Genomic DNA, 21,987 nt, shown 5'->3' on the forward strand with positions numbered 1-21,987 from the left:
GAGCATGACCAACCGCGCACAGCAGGCCCTCGATGTCCTCGACGATGCCGGACGAAAGGTGCTGTTCACCGAGGCCCGCACCGCGAACACCTTCGCCGAGGTGGCCGTTGCCGACGACGAACTGGCCATGATCTGGGAACTCGCCCGCTGGTCGCCGAGCGCCGCCAACGGCCAGCCACTGCGTGTGCTCTTCGTGCGCACCCACGAGGGCAAGGAGCGACTCGTCCGGCATCTCGACGAGGGCAACAGGGCCAAGACGCTCAGCGCGCCGGCCGTCGCGATCCTGGCGTACGACGTCGACTTCCACGAGCAGATGCCGACCGTCTTCCCGGCCCGCGGCGAGATGCTGCGAGCGGCGTTCGCCGACCAGGTTGACAGGCGCGAGAGCCTTGCCGCCTACAACTCGGCACTGCAGACCGGGGTCTTCCTGCTCGCCGTCCGCGCGGCGGGGCTGGCGGCCGGTCCCATGGCGGGCTTCGACAGGGCCGACGTGGACGAGGAGTTCTTCGCCGGTACCAGCTGGCGCTCGCAACTGGTGGTCAACATCGGTCACCCCGGAGCCGACCCGTGGTTCCCGCGGCGGCCCCGCGTGCCCGTCGAGGACGCCCTCGCCTGGGCCTGACGGCACTGCAGGTAGGTGAGAGGCGTCATGCCATGGGCGCCGGTGCTCTTCTGAGTACCGGCGCCCATTTTTCACCAAGCCGGCTGTGACGGATTTCCTGCAGAGGAGTCAGGACACGAGAACGAGGCCAGGGCGCTGACCGGCACCGTGACACTTTAGTGCTGGGCGTCGTTGTTGCTGCCGAAGTCGGGTACGTCGGTGGACAGCAGGTGTTCGGCGCCGCCTTCGAGGGACTTGGCTGTCTCGATGGAGCGGGGGAGCATGGCCTTCTCATAGGTGCGGATCGCGTCGGCGACGGTGGCGGCGTTCGCGAGAGCGAGGGCGATTTCGCCGGCGTCGAGCATGGCGAGGTTGACGCCGACGCCGAGCGGGGGCATGAGGTGGGCGGCGTCTCCGAGCAGGGTCACCGTCGGGTTGTGTTCCCAGGTATGCGGGACCGGGAGGGCGAAGATCGGGCGGTCGACGTAGGGACCGTCGTTTTCGGTGATCATCCGGCGCAGGCGAGGCGACCAGTGGGCGTACTCACCCAGGAGCAGGGCGCGGATGCCGTCGGTGTCCCCTCCTGTCAGGCCGCTCATGCTGATCCAGTCGACCGGAACTCGTCGGACGATGTAGACGCGGATGTGGTTTCCGCTGTTGCGCTGGGCGAACAGGGCGCGCTCGCCGTCGGCCGCGTGGGCGCTGCCCTGGCCGACCAGTTCGGCCAGGTCCGGGTGCCGGTTCTCGACGTCCGAGAACCACGCTTCCAGGAAGCTCACCCCGGTGTACTCGGGGACGGCGGGGGACACGGCCGGGCGCACTCGGGAGGAGGCGCCGTCGGCGCCGATGACCAGATCGGTCTGGATGGTCGTGCCGTCGGTGAAGTGCAGTTGCCGCGGCCCGTCGTCGGGTCCGCCGATCGTGTCGAGGGCGCGGCCCCAGTGCACGGTGCCCGGTTGCAGGGAGTCGAGCAACAGGTTGCGCAGCTGGCCGCGGTCGATTTCCGGCTTGAAGAGTTCGTGGGCCGCCGGGACTTCATGGGACGTGATCGTGCCGGTCGGGTCCATCAGGCGCATTTCCTGCCCTTCGGGGCGGGCGAGCTTGAAGAACTCGTCGAGCAGACCGGCTTCGCGCAGGGCGATCTGGCCGTTGTCGGCGTGCAGGTCGAGGGTGCCGCCCTGGTTGCGCGCGTCGGGGCCCCCGTCTCGGTCGTAGACGGTGACCGCTATGCCGCGCTGCTGAAGGATGCGGGCGCAGGTCAGTCCGCCGGGGCCGGCACCGATGATGCTGATGCGTGCCCGAGCGGGTTCTGGGGAGTTCATGGTTGTCCCTTTCGGTCGGCGAAGTGCGGCAAGCAGGCCGGGCGTCGTCGGCCTCGGCACCGGATGTGCCGCGCAGAGGGGCCTCTCAGATGAACAGGCCGGCGCGGTGCAGGCGATGACCGGGCCGACAAGGATGTGCTGCTCAGTGCTCGCAACGCTTATAAAATCAGAGCGAGTAGAAAAGTGCAACGACTCTACTTAGTGACTAATTCGACTATCGGGTACGCTCCAGCCATGACCATGCCCTCTGCCAGCCGCCGCGACCGCAAGAAGGCGGCCACCCGGCAGGCGATCGCCGACGCCGCACTGGAACTCTTCCTGGAGCGCGGCTACGACCAGGTGAGCATCCGTGACATCGCCGACGCCGCCGACGTGTCGACCGCGACGGTGTTCAAGCACTTCAGCGGCAAGGAGGCGCTGGTGTTCGACCAGGACGAAGACCGCGAGGCACAGTTGATCGCCGCGGTGCGGGAGCGCCCCTCCGGTCAGAGCATCCTCGATGCCCTTCGACAGCACGTCCTGGACACCTGGCCGTCGATCGAGGCACATCCTCAGGCAGCCGAGTTCACCAACCTGGTGAACTCCACGCCGGTGTTGCGCGCCTACGCCGAACGCATGTGGACCCGGTACACCGACAGCCTCAGCGCGGCCATCGCTGACGAGTTGGGCGTTGACCACGACGACCTCTCATGTGTGGCGCTTGCCCGATTCGTACTCGAGATCCCGGTGCTCGCTCGCGGCCGGCAGGACCGCCGGGCCGCCGTCGACGCGATCTTCGGCATCCTCACCCACGGCTGGGAGCCGCCAAGCAGGCCGCCCGCGCAGTAACGCCTGATCCCGGTCCTCAGCGAGCCCGCGCCGGGGCTGACACACTGAATCCGTGGTTCCGCTGATGACCGCGACCGAGCAGGCCGCGTCCTCATCACTCACAGGCGCCGGCGTGGTGTCGACCTGCGCACTGCTCTTCACCGTGGCGTCGTTCTGGTGGCTCAACGCCAGACAAGGGCACCTGAGGACGTGGGAGCCTCATGCCTTCGCAGCGATTGTCCACTCATCGACGACCCGTCTGCGGCTCCCGCTCGTACTTCATAACACCGGCCCCAAGCCGATAGTCGTACAGGACCTCATCCTGACTTTCCCTGACGACCCCGCATCTCACCTGCCGCTCCTGTGGGTGTCCACACTGTCTCGCCTCCAGCCGGGGCCGGACGAGGATGCGAAGCTGCCGGCCGGCTTCGTCGTGCCCGGCAGAGAGGCGCAACAACTCTTCCTCGAGTTCGAGGCACCGTTCTCCGGGTTCATGCCGGAAGCCCGTGACTACAAGGTCCAGCTGCAAGCCCGGGTCGGTCACCGCAAAGGGTGGCGCCGCCTGCTGACGTTCACCCTGCGGGCCGCCAACATCATCGATCCGAATCGCTACACCGTCTACAACAACGCACCGGTCGAGCTAACCAAGGAAGATCAAAAGAGGGCGGATGCCGCACTCCTTGAACTATTGGAAGAGCAAGGGGACGACTCCGCTCCGGGCGGCAGGAGACAGCGGGATTCTCCCCATGACGATGGCGATACCGGTACGAGCCGCTGATGCAGCACCAGCGACACCTGTCGCACCGCGTCACCGGTTCGACGCATCTTCGGCGCGCAGGGCTGCCGCGTCGGTCGGTTACGAGCGGGTTTTTGTCCCGATGCCGTGGGCGAGGAGGCTCTCGGCAGTCTCCGCGACGGTGTCCTCGATGGGACGCGCTCGCCACCCGAGAAACTTCTCCGCCTTGGTGCTTGTGGCGTCGAAATCCCGGCCGAGCTGGTGCTTGAGCAGTCGCAGTTCCGGGTTCACGATGCCCAGAGTGCGTGAGCCAAAGCCCGCAGCGGACTGTCCGCCTACGTCGCTGCAGCCGTGGCCCGGCAGATCGAACGCGACAACCTCAACGAACTCATCCAGGTCGCAGAGGCCGAGCACGATCCCGTCACGGACGAAGAGGTCCAGGCTCTGCGTGAGCAGCTCCACCAGGCCCGTCGGCAGCAGACGCAGGGCGGGGCCGACGCCGCGTGTCCCGCTCCCCCGCCGCGCCCGGCGGCACCCTGGTCCTGGACAGCGAGGGGCTGGCCAAGGCCGTCCTGCGCGACCGGTCAGCGCGACGCATGCTTCCTGCCCTGGACACACCGGCTCACGCCGTGCGGTCACCAGGCCCTGGGCAGTCGTGGCCCGGCCCTGCCCCGGAGTCTCCACCTCAGCCGCTCACTATGCCCACGACGAGATTGATGGCGGTGGCGAGAATGCCGGTGCCGAAGACGTAGGACAGCAGCGTGTGACGCAGCACGATCGCCCGGATCGCCGAACTCGACACATCGGTGTCGGACACCTGATAGGTCATGCCGAGGTTGTAGCTGAAGTAGAAGAAGTCCCGGTACGCCGGAGGGTCGTCCGAATTGAAGTCGATCCCGCCCTCGGACTCGTAATACACGTAGGCGTAACGGGCGGCGTACATCAGATGCAGCGCGGCCCAGGCCGTGAAGACGCCGCACAGGGCGGTCGCCGCCGCCACATGGCCGGGGTCGGACTTCCCGCGCACCAGCAGCAGCACGATGGCGGCCAGTCCGCACAGGGCCACCGCGACCACCACGAGTTCATCGGTCACGGGACGGAAGTCCTCACGCCGCGCATTGCGGTGGGTGGCCGTCGCGTCCATCGGCCACAGCACCGCCCAGCCCGCCAGGACGAAGGACAGTTCCGTCGCGGCGATCGCGGCCAGTGCGCCCAGTGCTCCATCGGTCGCCAGCGCCACGGCCACGCCGACCACCGCTCCGACGATCGCCGCGCCGGTGAGGCGGGGCACGGCATCCAGGGGCAAGGAGCGTCTCATGCGGCATCACGGTAGCCCCGTCGCCGCCGGTCAGCGCGCTTCACGGCGTCTGATCGACACGGCGGGGCGCAGGGCCGTCCGAGAGGCGGTGGCGTTGCGGACGCTGACACCGGGCATGCGAGAGGTGTTCGAGCGGCATCTGGCACGGGTGACGGAACGCTCGCTGGGACCGTCGACGGCCACTCTCGGTGCTCCGCCAGGTCCCCTGGGGCAAGGGCGGCCTGCCCCGCCCCCGCCGCGACGCCTGGCGGCGGCCAGTAGAACGAACCGGCCGTTGGCAGATGCCCTGCGAGTACGTGGCACAAGGGTGGTGAGCGGCAGGAAAACGGTGGGTGCGGCGACGTCAGGCAGTCGGTATGCCGGTCAGGTCTCGATCACGGCATCGCAGTCGGGGCAGGCCACGGATGCGTATTCCGCGGGGTACCAGGGCGCCCCCGGGTGCTCGGAGGGCTTCCAGCGGGTCGTCTCCATCGCGAAGGTGTCCCTGCCGCAGAGGGTCCTCGGTCCCGTCGCGGTGGGCGCCCCTGGGACGGCGGGCGCCGCGTGCACCCTGCGGACGTGCCGTTCCTCACCGCTCGGCGTTCCCGGGGAGGAGTGCGTGGCCGCCGACTTGTCGAGCTCGTAGACGACGACGATTTCGCTCATGTCTCTACGGTAGGCGGTCGCGCGGCCGAACCGCCCGCAGCCTCGGGCCGGTGGCTGCGATCGGCAAGGCAGGGCTCTCGTGCTATGTGCGAGGGCGGCTTGCTTGGCCGGTGGGGAGGGTTCGGTGTCCAGCCCGGCGATCTCATCGTCCATGGCCTGGTTGCGGCGGGCCAGGCGCTGTGGTGCCCAAGGTGGACAGGACCGGTCGTAGCCCGGCCGCAGCCGGGCCAGGGCGCGTATCAGCGCGGCTCGGTCCAGCCCCGCGACCTGGTCGCGCAGAATCGCCGGTGCGAACACCGGCCGACCCCGGACCGGGTTCGGCGCCTGGAGTGCGGGCCCTGACCGCGCTGGCGCGCGATGCCCAGCACCCGGATCGCCTCGACCACTGGTGGCGCCAGGACACCGTCGGTGACGACGTTGAAGGCTTCGAAGACGTCACTGTGTCGCCTGAGCGGGTCGCGTCTCCACCGTCCCAGCCGCACCTTCGAGCGTCCCACCCTCGCCGTCGGCCGACACCTCCTTGCCGGCGGCGGTGTCACCCGCTCTCAGCGTCCTCGTGCAAGCGCTCCACGGCTCCGGCGTGTGAGGCAGCGCGCCAGGGCCCATAGCGAAGTCTGGCTGCGGGGGATGCAGGAGCGGAGAATGGTGGTGTCGGCCTGCTGGCTGATTTGGGCGGTGGTCGGATTGACGCAGCAGTATCTCGTCGGGGAGGCGTCCGTGCTCCTGGCGGAGTTGCAGGCAGCCGGCACCGATACGGTGGCCACGAGGGAAATCGCGTGTCTGCGTCGCGAGGCGGAGATGGGTCCGGTCAGTCGGCTCGGCTGCGTGGCTCGGCGTGCTCTGGAGCTGACCGATGAACTGTGCCGGGACTCACTGCGGCGGGGCGATGTGCTCACTTTCGTCCGCCAGTGCGCCTGCGGGGCCGAACTGCGCGAGTTCTGCCTCTGTGCACAGTTGGCAGACGTTTGAAACCCGGAGTGCCCTCGCGAGACGGGGCGGCCGCGGTCAGCGGCACCTACAATTGAAGAGTTCTTCAATTAGCTAGTTGCATTGGTTGATAGATGATCGACGGTGTGGAGGTCGGGGTGGGAACAGTTGTTGAGGCGTTGCTGGCGCGGGTGCGGGCGGCCCGGGCCGCTCTGGCGGCCGCCCGGGAGGCGGAGGACCCCTATGCCGTCGCGGTGGCGCAGGACGAGCTGGATGACGCGGTCAGGTTCGCCCGCAGGCATGGGCTTGACGTCGAGGCGACAGAACTGGACGAGGGGTGATCGGGATGCCGGTTCCGCTGTACGAGGCGAAGGCGGAGTTCTTCCGGATGCTCGGGCATCCGGTGCGGATCAGGGTGCTGGAGCTGCTGCAGGACGGGCCGAAGCCGGTACGCGACCTGCTGTCCGCCATCGAGGTCGAGCCGTCGAGCCTGTCGCAGCAGCTGGCGGTGCTGCGCCGTTCCGGGATCGTCACCGCTACCCGGACCGGCTCCACCGTGGTGTACGAGCTGGCGGGCGGGGATGTGGCCGACCTGCTTGCCGCAGCACGCCGGATCCTGTCCGTACTGCTGGCGGGCCGGCAGGAGCTACTGGACGAACTGCGTTCCACAGACGCGGCCCGGTGAGGGGCGGGCACCCGTTCCGGCCGTGGCGCAGACGCCGGCCCGCGGCGGCGACAGAGCATGTGCCGTCGCCCGTGCGGCGCCACGTCGGCTCGATCCCGGTGGAGCCGGAGGCGGTGCGGATGGCCCGTGAGGCGGTGGCCGGACGATTCGGTGAGGCGGGCGTCGCGCCGGGTTCCGCGTTCGCCGACGCGGTGCTGCTGGTGGTCGGTGAGCTGGTCGTGAACGTGCTGCGCCACGCACCCCGGTCTCCGGTCACGGACGTGGCGACAACGGTCGAGGCGGGCCATCTGGTCGTCGGCGCCGCTGACGCCGAGCCGTGCCTGCCCGACCTCGAACCGGGCGCGATGGGGGCGGGACTACAGCTGGTGGCCGAGCCGGCCGGCGAGTACGACGGCGACGTCAGCGCGGAACCGGCCAGGCGAACGTGGAGATCGCAGGACAGGGAGACGACATCGTGAGTGAGGAAGCCGGAGCGGCCGAGCCGCCGCCGAACACGACGCGCAAAGGGAAGGACAAGGACCGCGAGTGGCAGATCGAGCGCGGGGTCGTGATCCGGGCAGGCTTCTACATCTTCGGCACCCATCTGTTCGCCGGGTTCGTGTGGCTGCTCTTCTACCTCGGCGAGCACGCACACAAGTAACCACGTCGCCAGGGTTCCGGGCGCCCCCGAGAAACGCGTCATCGCCCCAAGCCTGGGGCCGAACGGCCCTGGGCAACCGCCGGGGTACCGGTGAAGCTGTCGATCGGCCCAGCCAGTGGACGGACGTTCCTCTCCCGCGGGCGGCTGTCCCATAGGCCTCCTCCCCAGCGGACCACCCTGGGCACAATGTGAAGATTTCTTCCATGGACGTTGCTGTGAGCGGCGCGGATGACGGAGAAAGGAGTGCCGAGGTTGATCGCTGTTGGTCGCCACGGAGATGGAGCACCTGGTGCGGATCAAGGCCGGCATCGTGACCGGATACCGGCTGGTGGGCGACGACGCGGGTTCCTGACCGGTCACAGGTCGTTGCCCGCGTAGGACAGGTTGAAGCTCTTGTTGGTCAGCGGGAAGTCCGGGACGATCGTGTCGTTCAGGGCGACCGGCAGGGCGGGCCAGTTGAAGAAGGACGGGTCGACGGGCTTGACCCGGGTGAGAGTGCCGTCGGCGGTGAGTTCGACGCGGGTGACGATGGTGCCGCGCCAACCCTCGACCAGTCCCACGCCGGTGCCGGGGCCCGCGCCGGGCAGCGGGTGGGGCGCCAGCACCGCGGCGGGGGCGTCGAGTCCTTCGGCGAAGTGCTCGATCAGGGCGAGTGAGACCTCGATCTCCTGGGCGCGGACCAGGAAGCGGGCCAGGACGTCGCCGGTGGTATGGACAGGGATGTCGAGTTGTGGACCGTATGCGGTGAAGGGGTGCGCCACGCGGGCGTCGTTGGCGATGCCGCTGGCGCGCGCGACGTAGCCGAGGCAGCCGATCTCCCGGGCGGCGGGAGTGGGCAGGACGGCGGTGGCGGTGAAGCGGTCGCGGACGGTGGAGTGGCCCAGGGCGAGGTCAGTGATCTCGCGGATGTCCTCGCCGAGCGCCTTCAGCCGGGCTGGATCGGGCAGGGTGCGCAGGGCCGCGCCGCCCGGGAGGACGCCGCCGCGCAGCAGCCGGTGTCCGGTGACGTCCTTGTTGAGGCGCAGGAGGTGTTCGCGGATGCGCTGGGCGTGTGCGTTGAGGATTCCGTGCCCGACGTCGTTGCAGAGCATGCCGAGGTCGGCGACGTGGTTGTGGATGCGCTCCAGTTCCAGCAGCAGGGCGCGGGCGCGTTGTGCCTCTGCGGGAACCTGGGTGCCGGTGGCCTCTTCGACGGCCAGGCAGTAGGCGAGCGCATGGCCGACGGCGGTGTCGCCGCTGATGCGCTCGGCCAGCGGCAGGCCGGCGGCAACGCTGCGGCCTTGGAACAGTTTCTCGATGCCTTTGTGGACGAACCAGAGGCGGGCCTTGAGTTTGAGGATCGTCTCGCCGACGACCGAGAAGCGGAAGTGGCCGGGTTCGATCAGCCCGGCGTGTACCGGGCCGACCGGGATCTCGTACACGCCGTCGCCCTCGACTTCCAGGAAGGGGTAAGGGCCTTCCTGTTCGCCAAAGGTCGGCGGGGGGCCGGCGTCGGCGTGCATGGGGTACCAGCCGCGCGGCCAGTGGAAGTGGCGGACGAGGCGGCGGGGCAGGGGGTGGCCCTGGGGGACAATGCCGAACAGGTCGCGCATCTCGCGTTCGAACCGGCCCGCCGCAAAGGAGAGATGAGCCAGCGACGGCACTTCTGGCCGGTCGGAGGCGAGACGGACGTTCAGCTCCACGCGCGTATCGGGCGGGCCGGAGGCGAACAGGTACACCACGCGCGGCCCGTCCTCGTCGATGTGCGCGGCGACCAGGGCGAGCCGATGGCCCTGGGCGAGCAGGTTCTCGGCATGCTGGGGCAGGGTGGCGGAGCTGCTCTGGTAGCTCTTGCGCATCGCGTCACTGGCCTCCGATCGCGTGGGCGGCGGCGTGCAGCAGGTCGGTGAGCGGGCCGGTGGCCACACCCAGGGCGGCGCAGGCAGCCAGCCCCAGTGCCAGGGGCCACACGGCCGAGGAGCTTTCGTGTGCCGGTGTTCCCGTTCCCAGCAGCATCCGGGCGGTGCGGGCGGCGAGCGCGGCGAAGGCCAGGAGCACGAGCAGCAGAGCCGCCGCGGTGACCCAGCTCAGGCCCGTGCCGGCGGCGAAACCGGCCCGGGCGATGCCGAGTTCGGAGGCGAAGAGGCTGAAGGGCGGGAAGGCCATCAAGGCTACGGCCGCGAGTCCGAACGCCCCTCCCAGCGACGGTGTTCGGGCGATCAGGCCGCGGACGCGTCCCATCCGGGTGGTGCCGGTCAGCTGGAGGATGCGGCCGGAGGCGCAGAAGGCGACGGACTTGGCCAGTCCGTGGCCGGCGACGTGCAGCAGCGCGGCGGACAGGGCGAGGGGGCTGCCGATCGCCGTGGCCAGGGCGATCAGGCTCATGTGTTCCATGCTGGAGTAGGCCAGCATCCGCTTGTAGTCGCGCTGGGCGAGCAGCAGGCCGGCCGCGAGGGCGAGAGTGAGCAGCGCGATGGCGGCGAGCAGGACGCGGGTGAAGCCGGTGCCGAGGGCGGCATCCGCGATGACCCGGTAGCGCAGGATCGCGGTGAAGGCCACGGAGAGCAGGACCCCGGACATGAGCGCGGAGACCGGCGCGGGGGCCTGGCTGTGGGCGTCGGGCAGCCAGGCGTGCAGAGGGACCAGGCCGGCCTTGGCGCCGAAGCCGAGGACGATGAGGGTGATGCCGAGGCGGGTGACCGCCGGGTCGAGGCGGTCGGCGTGGGCGACGAGGGTGGGCCAGTCAAGGGCCCAGGCCTCCGTGATACCGGCCTGCCGGGCCGCGTAGTAGATCAGCACGGTGCCGAGGAAGGCCAGCGCGATACCGGCCGAGCAGATCACGACGTACTTCCAGGCGGCCTCGACCGAGGTGCGGGTGTGGCGGTGGCCGACGAGGAAGGCGGTGACGATGGTGGTGGCCTCGATGGCGACCCACAGCACGCCGAGGTTCGCGGTCAGCACGGCCAGGCACATGGCCGCCAGAAAGGCCTGGACCAGGACGTGGTAGCGACGTACGGTCCACTCGCTCGCCCGCCCGGCCTCCCGTTCGCCGCGCAGATAGACAGGGGCGCTGCCACAGGCGATGAGCGCGACGGTACCGATGACCAGGAGCATCCAGACGGTGAGTGCGTCCGCGCGCAGCAGCCCGGAGTACGCGGTGCGCGGGCCATCGGCAACGACATCCGCCGCGAGCAGGCTGCCACAGGTGAGGATCACGGCCGGTGAGACAAGAGCGACCCAGTCCGTCGGATACCGCTTGCGCCTCGTCGTAGTGGGCACGAGTGCCTGTTGCACCAGGACGGAGCCTTGTGCGGATGCCCGCTTGCGGGCCTGGGTGAACACCGCGGCGAATGCTGCGGCGGGCGGGCGGGCGCGGGCTCCGCTCAGCGTGTACGCCCCGGCGACCAGCAGTGGTGCGGCGGCGGGTGCGGTGAGCAGCAGGGCGGAAGCGGTGGGGCTCATCAGTCGTGCAGCTCCCGCAGGTCGTCGATGTCGGTGGTGCCGAATGCCTCGCGCATGCGGGTGGTGAGGATCTGCAGCACCAGGACGGCCAGCAGTACGTCGAAGGAGACGCCGAGTTCGACGATCAGCGGCACCCCGGAGGTGGCGAGGAACGCGGTGGCGGTGATGCCGTTGTCCAGCAGCAGGAAGCCGACCACCTGGGCGAGGGCCCGTCTGCGGGTCACCAGGACGAAAAAGCCGATCAGGACGACGGCGAGGCCGACGGGTAGAGCGCGCGTGGCGGGCGTCGGGTTCAGCTCGGTCAGCGGGCGGGCCACCGCGTAGGCCAGCAGGGTCAGCAGAGCCGCGGTCAGCAGCGAGGCGGCGACATTGACCAGGGGCTGCGTCTCCCTGCTCTCCGCTACCGCCGTGCCGTACCGCTGCCGGTCGGCGGTGATCGCGGCCAGCGCCCGGCGCATCAGATACGGCAGGACACCCGCTCTGAGCAGGCCGATGCCGATGCCCACACCGATGAGGTCCCAGCGTTGTTCGTGGGCACCGAGAAGCACGGCGAGGGCGGCGAGCGCGATGCCCTGGAGGGCGAAGATCCGGACGATGACGGCCAGTTCGCGCACCCACAGCACGAGCACGGCCGCCAGCAGGAAGAGGCCACAGGCCAGGTCGAGGAGCTGGGTGTAGAGGCCGCCGTTCATGAGGCTCCGGTCAGGAAGTACGAGGCGGTCACCGCGAGGAGCGCCAAAAGGAAGGATCCGGCGAGGAGTTCGGGCACGCGGAACAGCCGGACCTTGGCCCAGAACACCTCGGCCGCCGCCAGCACCGCGCCCAGCAGGACGAGTTTCGCCGCGAGCAGCACCAGGGCCACGGCCAGCGCGGCCCAGGAGCCGGTGGTGGCGATGCCCCAGGGCACGAACAGGGAGGAGAGCAGGCCCAGGAGCAGGGTGAGGCGCATCTGGGCGCCGAGTTCGACCAAGGCCAGGTCGGGGCCCGCGTACTCCAGCACCATCGCCTCGTGGATCATGGTCAGTTCGAGGTGGGTGGAGGGGTTGTCCACCGGAATCCGCCCGGTCTCCGCGAGTACCGCCACCGCGAGCGCGGCCACGGCCAGGAGCCCGGCCGGGGAGGCGAGACGAGCCGGTTCGTCGACGGCGCCGGTGACGATGGCGGGGATGTTGGTGGTGCCGGCCGGAATCGACAAGGCGAACACCGACAGCAGGATGGTCGGCTCCACCAGGGCCGCGACCGTCATCTCGCGGGAGGCACCCATGCCACCGAACGCGGTGCCGGTGTCCAGGCCGGCCAAGGCCAGGGCCAGCGTGCCGAGCGCGATCAGCGACACCACCACGATGAGATCCGCGTGCCCGCTGACGGGAGTGTCGGTGGACAGCAGCGGCACGAGTGCGGCAGTGACCACGGTGGTGGCGACCAGCAAAGCGGGGGCAGCCCGGAAGGCGGGTCCGGTGCCGGCCGGGGTGATCGGTTCCTTGCGCAGCAGCTTGCGGGCGTCCCGCCAGGGCTGAAGCACCCCGGCCCCGGCCCGTCCCTCCAGACGGGCCCGTACCTGGCGCATCCACCCCGTCAGCAGCGGCGCCCCGGCAGTGACTGCCACGATCTGGCCGGCCACAGCCGTGTATCCGACAGCGTTCATCTGTTCGCTCTCACCAGCCAACCGCCAGGATCAACAGAAGGACGACCAGTCCGGCGAAGCCGTAGCCGAGGTAGAGGTGAACGCTGCCACCCGCCAGCCGCCGGGCCGCCTGCCCGGCACCGGCCAGGGACCGCAGCACCGGTTCATACAGCCGGTGCTCGATCCGGTCGGGTACCCGGTGCTGGAAGCGCACCCGTTCCACCAGGTACGCCGACTCCCGCACCGGGGTGACGTCCACGTCCTGCTCGGGTGCGAGGACGTCGTCGAAGACCCGCTGCAGAGGTTCGGCGAACGAGGTTGCGGTGTAGGCCATGCGCGGGGTCGGCGCCCCGCCCCCGCAGTCCCACAGCCGGGCGTTCACCCGACGCCGCCGCCGTCCGTACAGCCGGGGCAGGCCGACGGCCAGCGCGAGCGCGGTCGTCAACGCGGCTGCCACCCACAGCGGGGACAGCGTCGCGGAGACGTCGGTGAGCCGCACCTTGAGCCCGCCGTCCGACACCGCGCCGCTGCCGGGAAGACCGACCGCGTCCACGGCCCGGTCAAGGCCGTCGCCCAGCAGTCCCGGAACCAGGGCCAGAGCCGCACACCCTGCCCCGAGCAAGGCCATCGCGGCGAGCATCAGCCGTGGTGCCTCCTTCGCTGCCGCCGCCTGCGTGCTGCGCGGCCGGGCGAAGAAGCCCACCCCGAGCGCCTTGACGAACACAGCCGCGGCGATGCCCGCAGACAGTGCGATCAGTGCCACCGACAAGGGCAGGACGACCGCCACCGCGACGCCCGGCACTGCCAGCCCATGGATCAGGGACTGCAGCAGCAGCCACTCGCTGACGAATCCGTTGCCCGGCGGCAGCGCCACCGCACCCAGCGCGCCCAGCGCGAACAGCCCGGCGGTGACGGGCATGGGCGCGCGCAGCCCGCCCATACGGTCCAGGTCCCGCAGGCCGGTGGCCCGCAGCACCGCGCCTGCCGCGCAGAACAACAGGGCCTTGAACGCGGCGTGGTTGACCACGTGCAGAAGCGCCGCGGCCAGCGCCAGCGCGGCCAGCGGCCGGTTGCCGTAGGCGGCGAACAGTCCCGAGGCGCCGACGCCGATGAGGACCAGGCCTATGTTCTCCGAGGTCGAGTACGCCAGCAGGCGCTTGAGATCGGAGGCCATCGCCGCCTGCAGGATGCCGTACACCGCGCTGGCGCCGCCCACCGCGATCAGCCCCAGCCACCACCAGGCCGGACCGCCGCCGAGCAGATCGAAGCCGGTGCGAACCAGGCCGTAGATCCCGAGGTTGACCATGGCCGCGCTCATCAACGCCGAGACGGGGCTGGGTGCTTCGGGATGCGCGCGCGGCAGCCAGGCGTGCAGCGGCACGGCACCCGCCTTCGATGCGAAGGCGAGCATGACCAGGACGAACACCAGCCCGCGAACCGCCGGCGACACGGTGTGCGCGCCCGCCCGCAGCGCGGCGAAGGTCTCCCCGCCTGTCTGCGCGGCGAACAGGGCGAACCCCGCCAGCAGCAGCACCAGGCCGAGGTGGGTCATCACCGCGTACCAGATGCCGGCCTGCCGCACCGAGACCCGCTCCCGGTGCTCGGCCAGCACCAGCAGCAGCGACGCGAGCGCCATCACTTCCCACAGGGCCAGGAACGTGGACACGGAGGCCGCGACGGGCACCAGCACGAGGGTGAGCGCGAACAGCGGCAACACGGCCTGCGCGGAATGTGAGCCGAGCCCATGGGCGCCGTGCCCGGCCGCGTACCCGATCCCGTACACCGCGACCGCGACGACGACCGCCCCCGCCACAGCCATGAAGAGGCCCGCCAGCGCGTCCACCGCCACATGCGCCCCGGCCAGCGGAAGCAGCCCGGGGAAGGCGGCACTCCAGCGGCTGCCGCTCAGTGCGGCCGCGCCCGCCGTACAACCGCCCGCCCCCACACCGGCCGTCAGCACGCCGACGACCGGAACACGCTGCCGGTAAGGCAGCGCGCACCCGGCCAGCGCTCCCGCGCCGGCCAGTGCGGTGGCCGTCGCGAGGGCGGCCGGGATTAGACTCACCGTCCCGTCACTCTCCGGAGTGCGGCGATGATCTCCGCCGGCTCCGGCGGACACCCCGGGACCTGGAGATCGATCGGTACAACGTCGGACACGGCGCCCTCGACGCCGTATCCGCCCGCGAACTCCCCGCAGTTGATCGCACAGTCTCCGACCGCCACCACGAGCCGCGGCTCGCCCATCGCCGCGACGGTGCGCCGCAGCGGCTCGGCCATGTTCCGCGTCACCGGCCCGGTCACCAGCGCCACGTCCGCATGCCGGGGCGAGGCCACCAGCCGCGCCCCGTAACGTTCCGCGTCATACACCGGGTTGAAGGCCGCCGCGATCTCGATCTCGCAGCCGTTACAGGATCCCGCGTCCACGCACCGCACCTGCACCGAGCCGCCCAGCTCCCGTGCCCTCTCGGGCACGTCGCCCTGCGGGCGCGGCGGCGCGGGCTCGGCCACCCGCCCGGTGGCGCGGATCTTGCGCAGCAGACCCATGAACCCTCCCTGAGACGGTGAGGACCTCTCCGCAGGGGACCAACCGGCCATCCCGCGACCAGAGTTACGGCACTTTTCCAATGTTTTGCCCCGATGGGCAATGTTTGTGAAGGCGGCCGCCTCCCGGCACCAGAGAGCGCTGTCAACTCTCCGAGGAGACGGCCGCCGTCCTGGGGCCGCCGCTACGGCGGCGGCTTCGCCTCCCCCTGCGCGGCCTGCAGGTCGGCGAGGAGTTCGGCCTGCCCGGCCAGCACGCCGGACAGGATGCCCCGTGCCACCCGCAGCAGCTCCGCGAGGTCTGGGCTGGCCAGCGAGTAGTACACGTTGGAGCCCTCCTTCCGGGTCCGCACGAGGTTCGCGCGCCGCAGTACCGCGAGCTGCTGGGACAGGTGCGCGGCCTCGATGCCCACCTCGGGCAGCATCTCCGCGACCGCGTGCTCGCGCTCGCTCAGCAGCTCCAGGACACGGATGCGGGCCGGGTGGCCGATGGTTTTGAAGAATTCGGCCTTCAGCTGGTAGAGCGGCGTACTCACCTGGCCGCCTCCTCCCCCGTGCAGCAGCACGGCACCACCGGCCGCAGCTCGGCGCATCGCATCCACCTACTCGTCAAGAACATGCGACCCATCCTCGCCTGCGACACCGGCCAGGCCGAAACCGCACCGGAGGAGAGGACCGCCGAATCCACCAGTGATGACCTCAGGAATTGCTAATGTTAGCAATTCCTGAGGTCTTGTGAGGAGGGTTGCGTGAGGATCACCCCGCTGCGCGGCAGTGGCGTCGCCTGGTTCAAGTGCCCCGGCTGCCGTCTGAAGTGCCGGCCCACCGCCCTTGCTCCGGACGGCAGCTGTCCGCGCTGCGGCGAGTCCCGCCTGCTGAAGTTGGCCTTCGGAGGCCGTGCCGATCAGCCGGCCCCGTATCCCCGCCAGGGATGAACCCCGCACGGCAAGCAGAGCCGGAGAGGGATGCGATGGGCGACTGGGATCTCCAGCCCGGCAGTGGAGTCTGCTTCGAGTGGGGCCCACCGGCGCGCGACGCCTCGCGCTGGAGGCGGCCTGCCCGGTCATCGTCGACGTGCTGTCCTTCAGCACGTCGGTGAGCGTCGCCGTCGAGACGGGCATCCGCGTCCTGCCGCTCTGGTGGCCTGACGGCTCCGCGACGGATGCCGAGAAGGCTGCCGCCGCGTATGCACGCCGGCGGGGGGCGCGGCCGGCCGCCCACCGTCTCACCGTCACCCCCCGCGACCCCGTGGTCCCCCTCCCCCGCGCACCTGCGCGCCGCGCCCGCCGTGGCCCGCCTGGTACTGCCGTCACCGGGCAGCGCGTCCGTCGCCGCCGCCGCACGACCCGGGATACGGGTGATCGCCGCCTGCCTGCGTAACGTCACCGCGGTCAGCAGCCGGCTCGTCTCCCGCGGCTACGGCAGCCCCGAACACCCCGTCGCGGTGATCGCCGCAGGCGAGGGGTGGCCCGACGGGAGCCTGCGTCCCGCGCTGGAAGCCCTGCTGGGCGCCGGCGCCCTCGTCTCCGAGCCTGGCTCCCAGGGAGCGGGTCCGCTGTCCACAGAGGCCGCGGCCGCGAAAGCGGGCTTCGAGGGCACCGCCGGCCTCGCCCACGCGATCAGCGCCAGCGCCTCCGGGCGCGAACTGACCGTGATGGGGTTCGCCGAGGACGTGGCGATCGCCACCGAGGAAGACTCCTCCACGCTCGTGCCCGTCCGGGACGGCGACAACGCCTTCGCGCCCGGCTGAGCCGGGGAGGTCACCCGGCGCTCGGGTCACCGGCAGGCCGGCCGGTGGTCTGCCACGACTGGCGTGCCGCGGCCGGTTCCCCCGGCTGGATGCCGTGCGCGGCGAGCGCGGCGGGCAGGTCGGCGTGGACCGGAATCAGCGGGTCGTCACCAGTGGGGACGAGGGAGCCGTCGGCGGGGATCGCAGCCAGCTCCAGGCTGCTGCCCGCCCGCGCGAGCAGGCGGGCAGCCTCGGTGATCGCCAGCTGTCCCTCGACCGACCAGCCGCGCAGTTCGGTCAGGTCGACGACGACCGGACCGGTGCCGCGGGCCGGCGCCCGGCCGACGGCACCGGTGAAGCGACGCGCGGCGTCCGGGCCCAGGTGGCCGGCAACCGAGAGGATGTCCAGATCACCCTCGATGGTGTAGCGCCACTCGATGGTCATGGTCGTCAACTTCCTTGCGCGGTCAGCCTGTCGGGTCACAGGAGGCGGGCTCAAAGGGGGAGGGTGATCCAGATGCTCTTGCCCTTGCCGTCGGCGTCACCCCGGACGACCGCAGTGCCGCCCAGGCCGAGGGTGAGCTCCATGACGGTGGCCAGACCGCTCGGCCCGGTGCCGGTGCCGGTGACCGACGCATACAGCGACGGCTGGTAGGGGTGGCGGTCATGTACGGCGAAGGCCAGAGTGTCCGCGCCGGCCGCGTAGATCACGGTCACCTGCGGGGAGAGCACCGCGGCGTGCCGGACACTGTTGGTGACCAGTTCGCTGAGAATCAACAGGGCCGGGCCGACGCTGGGATGGCGCAGGTTGATGCCCCACTCGGCCAGGGCCTGCTCGGCGGTCTGACGGGCCGTGCGGACCGCGGACGGCAGTGTGGGCAGCGTCAGCACATGCCGGTGGGGCAGGGCCGCGAGCCGGGTGCTCACCACGCCTCCGCGCGGGCGAGGCGGAGACCGCTCACCGTCTTGGGGTGCAGGCGCAACAGGGTGTCGTGCGGGCCGTGGGACCAACCCGCCAGCGTGCGCTGGTAGTGGGCGGCCTCGTTCGGATCGGTGATCACGTCGACCGGGCCGGTGACAGTGACGCTCCAGCCGGTGCCGGTCGCCGCGCGGGCCTCGTCCACGTGGTACGTCGCGGTGGCGGGGATCGCGGCGGCCGGTACGGGAGTACGCACCGCCAGGCGGCCGTACTCCCATGTGGCCCGGCCGGGCCGGATCACGGTCACCTCCCGCTGGGGGTACACCAGCCGCCCCAGCGCGCTGCCCTCCAGCAGCCACAGGGCCTCGGCACCGGAGACCTCGACCCTGCGCAGGGCTGCGGGCAGAGTGCTCATCCGACGGTTTCCTCTGTTTCCTCGCTGGTGGGCCGGGACGTCTGGGGAGAGAGGGCCGACATGACTCCGGCGCACTCCAGGTGGGTGCGGGCGCCCTGGATCGCCTCCGGGGTGGTGGCGTACTCGCGCCCGTCCAGGCGCAGCAGGTCCAGCGCGCCGACGGAGTCCAGGACCTGACGCTGGCCGGGGCGTATTCCGGAGGTCATGACGACGACGCCGCGCCGGTTGAGTTTCTCGACCGCATCCTTGAGGACGAGGGCGCCGGTGGCGTCGATGGTGGTCACGCGGGACATGCGCAGGATGACGACGCGGACGTCGGCGACCTCGGCCAGCTCCAGGAGGAAGCGGTGCGCGGCGGCGAAGAACAGCGGGCCGTCGATGCGGTAGGCGACGATGTGCTCGGCGAGCAGCGCGTGCTCCTCGGCGCTGTGGTCGCCGCGGTCGAGCGGGACCTGGTCGAGGCGGGCCTGCTTGGCGACGGCGCGCAGGGCGAGGGCGCCCGCGACGACCAGCCCGACGATCACTGCGTAGACGAGGTCCAGGGCCAGGGTCGCGACCGCGGTGAGCACGAGGATCAGGGCGTCCGAGCGGGTGGCCTTCACCATCGCCTTGAGCGAGCCGACCTCGACCATGCGGATCGCGGTGGCCAGCAGCACGCCCGCGAGCGCGGCCAGCGGGATCCTGGAGACGAGGGGCGCGGCCGCGAAGACGATCACCGCGAGGACCGCGGCGTGGATGAGGGCGGCCAGCCGGGAACTCGCGCCGGTGCGGACGTTGACCGCGGTGCGGGCGATCGCTCCGGTCGCGGGCACGCCGCCGAACAGTGGAGCGGCGATGTTGGCCAGGCCCTGGCCGAACAGCTCCCGGTCCGGGTCGTGCTTCTGGCCGACCGTCATACCGTCGGCCACCGAGGCCGACAGCAGCGACTCCAGGGCGGCCAGCGCCGCGACCGCGACAGCGGGAGCGAGCAGGGAGCCGAGCGCGCCGGTGTCCAGGAAGGCGAGGGACGGAGCGGGCAGGCCGGACGGCAGGTCACCGATCGGTTTCGCCGCGTCGAGACCGGCCACCTGGGCCACGACGGTGGCCGCGATCACCGCGAGAACGGAAAACGGGACGGTGGGCCGCCAGCGGGCCCCGGTGAGCATGACAGCGGCAACGGCCAGGGCGAGGGCGACGGCGGTCCAGTTCGGATCCTTCGCGAACTCCTCCAGGGCGCGCCAGGTCACCACGAGGACGCGGTCGCCCTCGGGCTTGGGTACCCCGAGCGCGTTGGGGACCTGCTGCAGACCGATCACGCAGGCGATGCCGAGGGTGAACCCCTCGACCACGGGCGCGGGCACATACTGCATGTACTTGCCGGCCTTGAGCAGGGCGAGCGCGACGAGCATCACGCCCGCCATCAGCCCCACCGTGAGCACCCCCGTCGGCCCGTGTGCGGCGACGATCGGCACGAGCACCACGGTCATCGCGCCCGTCGGCCCGGACACCTGCAGATTCGAGCCGCCGAACACGGCGGCGAGCGCACCGGCCACGACCGCGGTCGCCAGTCCCGCCTCAGCGCCGAGCCCGGAGGAGACGCCGAAGCCCAGCGCGAGCGGCAGCGCGACGATCGCAACCGTCAGGCCCGCGAGCAGGTCCCGGCGCGGGTCGCGGCGTATCTCCGCCAGATCGCTACGGCCAGGCAGCAGCGCGGCGATCCGGCCCCGGATCCGGGTGAGGGCGGACGTCATCGCGCGGCGACCTCGACTTCCCGCAGCTCGGCCAGCAACTCCGGCACCTGGATCCGTATGGGATGCCCCAGCATCCGGAAGAACTCGGCCTTGGCCTGGTACAGCGGAACGGACACGACCCCTCGACTTCCCCGACAGCGCCCCGTCCGGGGCCAGGCAGCGGCTGTGGCCACGCTACTTGCAAGCACAGCGACTACAGCATCTAACCAATTGCGAAATTTTGCAATTCAGCATCCGGTGGGTGCGCTGAGGAGTCCCCGGTGCCGGGGTCAGCCCTTCTTGACCACGCTCGACTTCAGCTGCATCGCCCCGAAACCGTCGACCTTGCAGTCGATGTCGTGGCCGTCGACCCCGTCGACCAGCCGGATGTTGCGCACCTTGGTGCCGGCCTTGATGCCCGAAGGGCTGCCCTTGACCTTCAGCGCCTTGACAACGACCACGGAGTCGCCGTCATGCAGGACGTTTCCGACGGCGTCCCTGACGACCCTCTCGGCCGGGGCGCCCGAGTCCGCGGCACCCTCGGCGGGCACCCACTCGTGGCCGCACGCCGGGCAGACCACCAGGGCGTTCATCTCGTAGGTGTACTCACAGGAGCACTTCGGACAGGGAGGAAGATTATCGATCACCCCGCCAGCGTATCCGGCGCCGACCTGCGCCCCGACGCGCTCTGCACGAGCTGACGCCTGCCTCCACGCTGGCGCTTGACTCCGATCCCACGACAACGCAGACCTCACCACACGGCCGCCGCCTCAAGCGGCACAGCCCACGGGCCCGCACAGGAGTGGGGAACCTCTTCCTCCGCTCACGTGGTTCAGGTCCCGGGCCCGAGCATCCGGACATATGCCGACTGAATCCGGGTCGACAGTGCCGGCCATGGCTGGAACACGGGGAGGCTCCGAACGCTGGATGCGATCCCACTCGCCGCCCAGGGCAGCTACGCCGCCCGTATCGAGCACCTGACGCACTGCCGACGGTGCCCGAAGAAGCGGAAGCGGTGCCCGGTTGGGGCCGAGCCGGTCCGTGTATACCTCGCGGACTTCAAGGCGAAGAGCTGACGGACCCGCCCGCCGAGGCGCGAACCCGCCCGTCCTCCCCGTTGCCGCGATCGACGACCCGGCACTGCCGGAGGTCTTGGCCGAGCTGGCGGCGGCGCGGGCGGACGAGATGGACGCCGACACCGTCAACCGGGAGCTGTCCATCGCGCGCAAGGCGATCGGCTGGTGGCAGCGCCAAGGCTGGATCGAGTGCGATCCGACGATCGGCGTCGAGCGGCGGCCGGCGCGGCCGGACCGCACCAAGGCTCTCGGGCTCTCGCGGAGAACCAGATCGCCGCCCTGTGGCGCCTCGACGTCGCGCTGCGGGAGAAGACGCAGTGGAAGATGCTCTACGAGTCCGCCGCACGGGCCGACGAGGTGCTGTGCCTCAACGTGGAAGACCTCTACCCGCAGGACAAGCGCGGCAGGATCACCGCCAGGGGCGGGGCGACCGAGTGGATCCACTGGCAGTCCGGCACCGCCCAGCTCCTGCCCCGCCTCATCGCCCGCCGTACCCGCGGCCCGCTGTTCCTCACCGACCGCAAGGCCCCGGCCGGAACACCCACGCTCGACGTGTGCCCGGAGACCGGCCGGGCCCGGCTCTCCTACCACCGCGCTGAGGAGATCTTCGAGGAGAACACCCGGCTGCCGGCAAACCCCCTCGCCTCGCCCGACGACATCGAGGACCTGGACGGCTGGACGCTTCACCGGCTACGTCACAGTGCCCTGACGCACGACGCGGAGGACGGCACCTCCACCCCGATGCTGCTGGCCAGCTCCCGCCACGCCTCCGTCCGCTCCCTGGAGCGCTACGCCCGCCCCGGCAGCCCGGCGGCTGCCGGAAGGGTCAGACTTTCCCATCCCAACGGCCCG

25 protein-coding genes and 4 pseudogenes are annotated in these 21,987 nt (G+C 70.8%); 12 read left to right on the top strand and 17 right to left on the bottom strand.

Features of this window, described 5'->3' with window-relative positions; genetic code table 11:
* The first annotated feature begins 4 nt into the window (after positions 1 to 4).
* Positions 5 to 622, top strand: coding sequence for a malonic semialdehyde reductase (locus tag SSP29_RS47220; protein ID WP_089107212.1), 618 nt, complete (start codon positions 5 to 7; stop codon positions 620 to 622).
* Between the two features lie 155 nt (positions 623 to 777).
* On the opposite strand, the gene SSP29_RS47225 is transcribed toward SSP29_RS47220, so the two are convergent.
* A complete protein-coding gene (locus SSP29_RS47225; protein ID WP_089107183.1) occupies positions 778 to 1,923 on the bottom strand; it encodes an FAD-dependent oxidoreductase in 1,146 nt (381 codons plus the stop codon).
* 234 nt (positions 1,924 to 2,157) lie between these two features.
* Between SSP29_RS47225 and SSP29_RS47230 the strand changes: the two genes are divergently transcribed.
* Both SSP29_RS47230 and SSP29_RS47235 read left to right on the top strand, forming a co-directional pair.
* The gene (locus tag SSP29_RS47230) at positions 2,158 to 2,751 is read left to right on the top strand and encodes a TetR/AcrR family transcriptional regulator (RefSeq protein ID WP_089107184.1); all 594 of its coding nucleotides are present in this window, start codon (positions 2,158 to 2,160) and stop codon (positions 2,749 to 2,751) included.
* A 52-nt stretch (positions 2,752 to 2,803) separates the two neighbouring features.
* Entirely contained in the window at positions 2,804 to 3,508 is a 705-nt protein-coding gene (locus tag SSP29_RS47235; RefSeq protein WP_145969062.1) for a hypothetical protein, read from the top strand.
* Between the two features lie 78 nt (positions 3,509 to 3,586).
* Here SSP29_RS47235 and SSP29_RS61650 read toward each other — a convergent pair.
* Positions 3,587 to 3,775 (bottom strand): annotated as a pseudogene (locus tag SSP29_RS61650) (aldehyde reductase); the annotation flags it as partial.
* On the opposite strand from SSP29_RS61650, the pseudogene SSP29_RS60700 reads away from it, so the two are divergent.
* Together SSP29_RS60700 and SSP29_RS60705 are read left to right on the top strand one after the other, a co-directional pair.
* Positions 3,776 to 3,970: pseudogene (locus tag SSP29_RS60700) on the top strand (CopG family transcriptional regulator); the annotation flags it as partial.
* Positions 3,970 to 4,053: pseudogene (locus tag SSP29_RS60705) on the top strand (DNA-binding protein); the annotation flags it as partial. The pseudogenes SSP29_RS60700 and SSP29_RS60705, both read left to right, overlap by 1 nt.
* 98 nt (positions 4,054 to 4,151) lie before the next feature.
* Here the strand turns inward: SSP29_RS60705 and SSP29_RS47250 are convergent.
* Entirely contained in the window at positions 4,152 to 4,784 is a 633-nt protein-coding gene (locus tag SSP29_RS47250) for a DUF1345 domain-containing protein (protein ID WP_089107186.1), read from the bottom strand.
* Between the two features lie 363 nt (positions 4,785 to 5,147).
* On the bottom strand, positions 5,148 to 5,429 hold the full coding sequence (locus SSP29_RS47255; protein ID WP_089107187.1) for a hypothetical protein: 282 nt from the start codon (positions 5,427 to 5,429) through the stop codon (positions 5,148 to 5,150).
* A gap of 642 nt (positions 5,430 to 6,071) precedes the next feature.
* On the opposite strand from SSP29_RS47255, the gene SSP29_RS47260 reads away from it, so the two are divergent.
* The 5 genes from SSP29_RS47260 (at position 6,072) to SSP29_RS47280 (ending at position 7,681) form a co-directional block, all read left to right on the top strand.
* Entirely contained in the window at positions 6,072 to 6,398 is a 327-nt protein-coding gene (locus SSP29_RS47260; RefSeq protein WP_089107188.1) for a hypothetical protein, read from the top strand.
* A 116-nt stretch (positions 6,399 to 6,514) separates the two neighbouring features.
* Positions 6,515 to 6,697, top strand: coding sequence for a hypothetical protein (locus SSP29_RS47265; protein ID WP_150136313.1), 183 nt, complete (start codon positions 6,515 to 6,517; stop codon positions 6,695 to 6,697).
* Positions 6,698 to 6,702: 5 nt separating this feature from the next.
* The gene (locus SSP29_RS47270; protein WP_089107214.1) at positions 6,703 to 7,041 is read left to right on the top strand and encodes an ArsR/SmtB family transcription factor; all 339 of its coding nucleotides are present in this window, start codon (positions 6,703 to 6,705) and stop codon (positions 7,039 to 7,041) included.
* A gap of 71 nt (positions 7,042 to 7,112) precedes the next feature.
* The gene (locus SSP29_RS47275; RefSeq protein WP_089107189.1) at positions 7,113 to 7,499 is read left to right on the top strand and encodes an ATP-binding protein; all 387 of its coding nucleotides are present in this window, start codon (positions 7,113 to 7,115) and stop codon (positions 7,497 to 7,499) included.
* The gene (locus tag SSP29_RS47280; protein ID WP_089107190.1) at positions 7,496 to 7,681 is read left to right on the top strand and encodes a DUF6126 family protein; all 186 of its coding nucleotides are present in this window, start codon (positions 7,496 to 7,498) and stop codon (positions 7,679 to 7,681) included. Before SSP29_RS47275 ends, SSP29_RS47280 begins: the two co-directional genes overlap by 4 nt.
* A 356-nt stretch (positions 7,682 to 8,037) precedes the next feature.
* On the opposite strand, the gene SSP29_RS47285 is transcribed toward SSP29_RS47280, so the two are convergent.
* The 7 genes from SSP29_RS47285 to SSP29_RS47315 form a co-directional block, all read right to left on the bottom strand.
* The gene (locus tag SSP29_RS47285; protein WP_089107191.1) at positions 8,038 to 9,519 is read right to left on the bottom strand and encodes a hydrogenase large subunit; all 1,482 of its coding nucleotides are present in this window, start codon (positions 9,517 to 9,519) and stop codon (positions 8,038 to 8,040) included.
* A gap of 4 nt (positions 9,520 to 9,523) precedes the next feature.
* Positions 9,524 to 11,122, bottom strand: coding sequence for a proton-conducting transporter transmembrane domain-containing protein (locus tag SSP29_RS47290; RefSeq protein ID WP_089107192.1), 1,599 nt, complete (start codon positions 11,120 to 11,122; stop codon positions 9,524 to 9,526).
* Positions 11,122 to 11,814 (bottom strand): hypothetical protein, encoded by a 693-nt coding sequence (locus SSP29_RS47295; RefSeq protein ID WP_089107193.1) that lies wholly within the window; start codon positions 11,812 to 11,814, stop codon positions 11,122 to 11,124. The genes SSP29_RS47290 and SSP29_RS47295 overlap by 1 nt, the downstream gene beginning before the upstream one ends.
* Positions 11,811 to 12,767 (bottom strand): respiratory chain complex I subunit 1 family protein, encoded by a 957-nt coding sequence (locus tag SSP29_RS47300; RefSeq protein WP_089107194.1) that lies wholly within the window; start codon positions 12,765 to 12,767, stop codon positions 11,811 to 11,813. Before SSP29_RS47300 ends, SSP29_RS47295 begins: the two co-directional genes overlap by 4 nt.
* Before the next feature lie 10 nt (positions 12,768 to 12,777).
* A complete protein-coding gene (locus SSP29_RS47305; protein ID WP_089107195.1) occupies positions 12,778 to 14,811 on the bottom strand; it encodes a proton-conducting transporter transmembrane domain-containing protein in 2,034 nt (677 codons plus the stop codon).
* Positions 14,808 to 15,290 (bottom strand): NADH-quinone oxidoreductase subunit B family protein, encoded by a 483-nt coding sequence (locus tag SSP29_RS47310; protein WP_089107196.1) that lies wholly within the window; start codon positions 15,288 to 15,290, stop codon positions 14,808 to 14,810. The genes SSP29_RS47305 and SSP29_RS47310 overlap by 4 nt, the downstream gene beginning before the upstream one ends.
* 182 nt (positions 15,291 to 15,472) lie before the next feature.
* Positions 15,473 to 15,823, bottom strand: a complete 351-nt coding sequence (locus SSP29_RS47315) for an ArsR/SmtB family transcription factor (protein ID WP_089107197.1) — start codon at positions 15,821 to 15,823, stop codon at positions 15,473 to 15,475.
* 650 nt (positions 15,824 to 16,473) lie between these two features.
* Here SSP29_RS47315 and SSP29_RS47325 point away from each other — a divergent pair.
* Positions 16,474 to 17,037: a 2-phosphosulfolactate phosphatase gene (locus SSP29_RS47325; RefSeq protein ID WP_245883566.1), complete on the top strand. Its 564-nt coding sequence runs from the start codon at positions 16,474 to 16,476 to the stop codon at positions 17,035 to 17,037.
* A gap of 10 nt (positions 17,038 to 17,047) precedes the next feature.
* On the opposite strand, the gene SSP29_RS47330 is transcribed toward SSP29_RS47325, so the two are convergent.
* From SSP29_RS47330 to SSP29_RS47355, 6 genes and pseudogenes are all read right to left on the bottom strand, one after another.
* Positions 17,048 to 17,461 (bottom strand): STAS domain-containing protein, encoded by a 414-nt coding sequence (locus tag SSP29_RS47330; protein ID WP_089107199.1) that lies wholly within the window; start codon positions 17,459 to 17,461, stop codon positions 17,048 to 17,050.
* 50 nt (positions 17,462 to 17,511) lie between these two features.
* The gene (locus SSP29_RS47335) at positions 17,512 to 17,943 is read right to left on the bottom strand and encodes an ATP-binding protein (RefSeq protein WP_089107200.1); all 432 of its coding nucleotides are present in this window, start codon (positions 17,941 to 17,943) and stop codon (positions 17,512 to 17,514) included.
* On the bottom strand, positions 17,940 to 18,350 hold the full coding sequence (locus SSP29_RS47340; RefSeq protein ID WP_089107201.1) for a pyridoxamine 5'-phosphate oxidase family protein: 411 nt from the start codon (positions 18,348 to 18,350) through the stop codon (positions 17,940 to 17,942). Before SSP29_RS47340 ends, SSP29_RS47335 begins: the two co-directional genes overlap by 4 nt.
* On the bottom strand, positions 18,347 to 20,080 hold the full coding sequence (locus SSP29_RS47345) for a SulP family inorganic anion transporter (protein ID WP_089107202.1): 1,734 nt from the start codon (positions 20,078 to 20,080) through the stop codon (positions 18,347 to 18,349). Before SSP29_RS47345 ends, SSP29_RS47340 begins: the two co-directional genes overlap by 4 nt.
* Before the next feature lie 26 nt (positions 20,081 to 20,106).
* Positions 20,107 to 20,196 (bottom strand): annotated as a pseudogene (locus SSP29_RS57925) (transcriptional regulator); the annotation flags it as partial.
* A gap of 153 nt (positions 20,197 to 20,349) precedes the next feature.
* Positions 20,350 to 20,706, bottom strand: a complete 357-nt coding sequence (locus tag SSP29_RS47355) for a zinc ribbon domain-containing protein YjdM (protein WP_089107203.1) — start codon at positions 20,704 to 20,706, stop codon at positions 20,350 to 20,352.
* A 618-nt stretch (positions 20,707 to 21,324) separates the two neighbouring features.
* Between SSP29_RS47355 and SSP29_RS47360 the strand changes: the two genes are divergently transcribed.
* Positions 21,325 to 21,987 (top strand): site-specific integrase (locus tag SSP29_RS47360; RefSeq protein ID WP_150136318.1); only part of this gene is annotated, 663 nt, incomplete at its 3' end.

The organism is Streptomyces hyaluromycini (assembly GCF_002217755.1).
GTDB classification, from domain to species: Bacteria; Actinomycetota; Actinomycetes; order Streptomycetales; family Streptomycetaceae; genus Streptomyces; species Streptomyces hyaluromycini.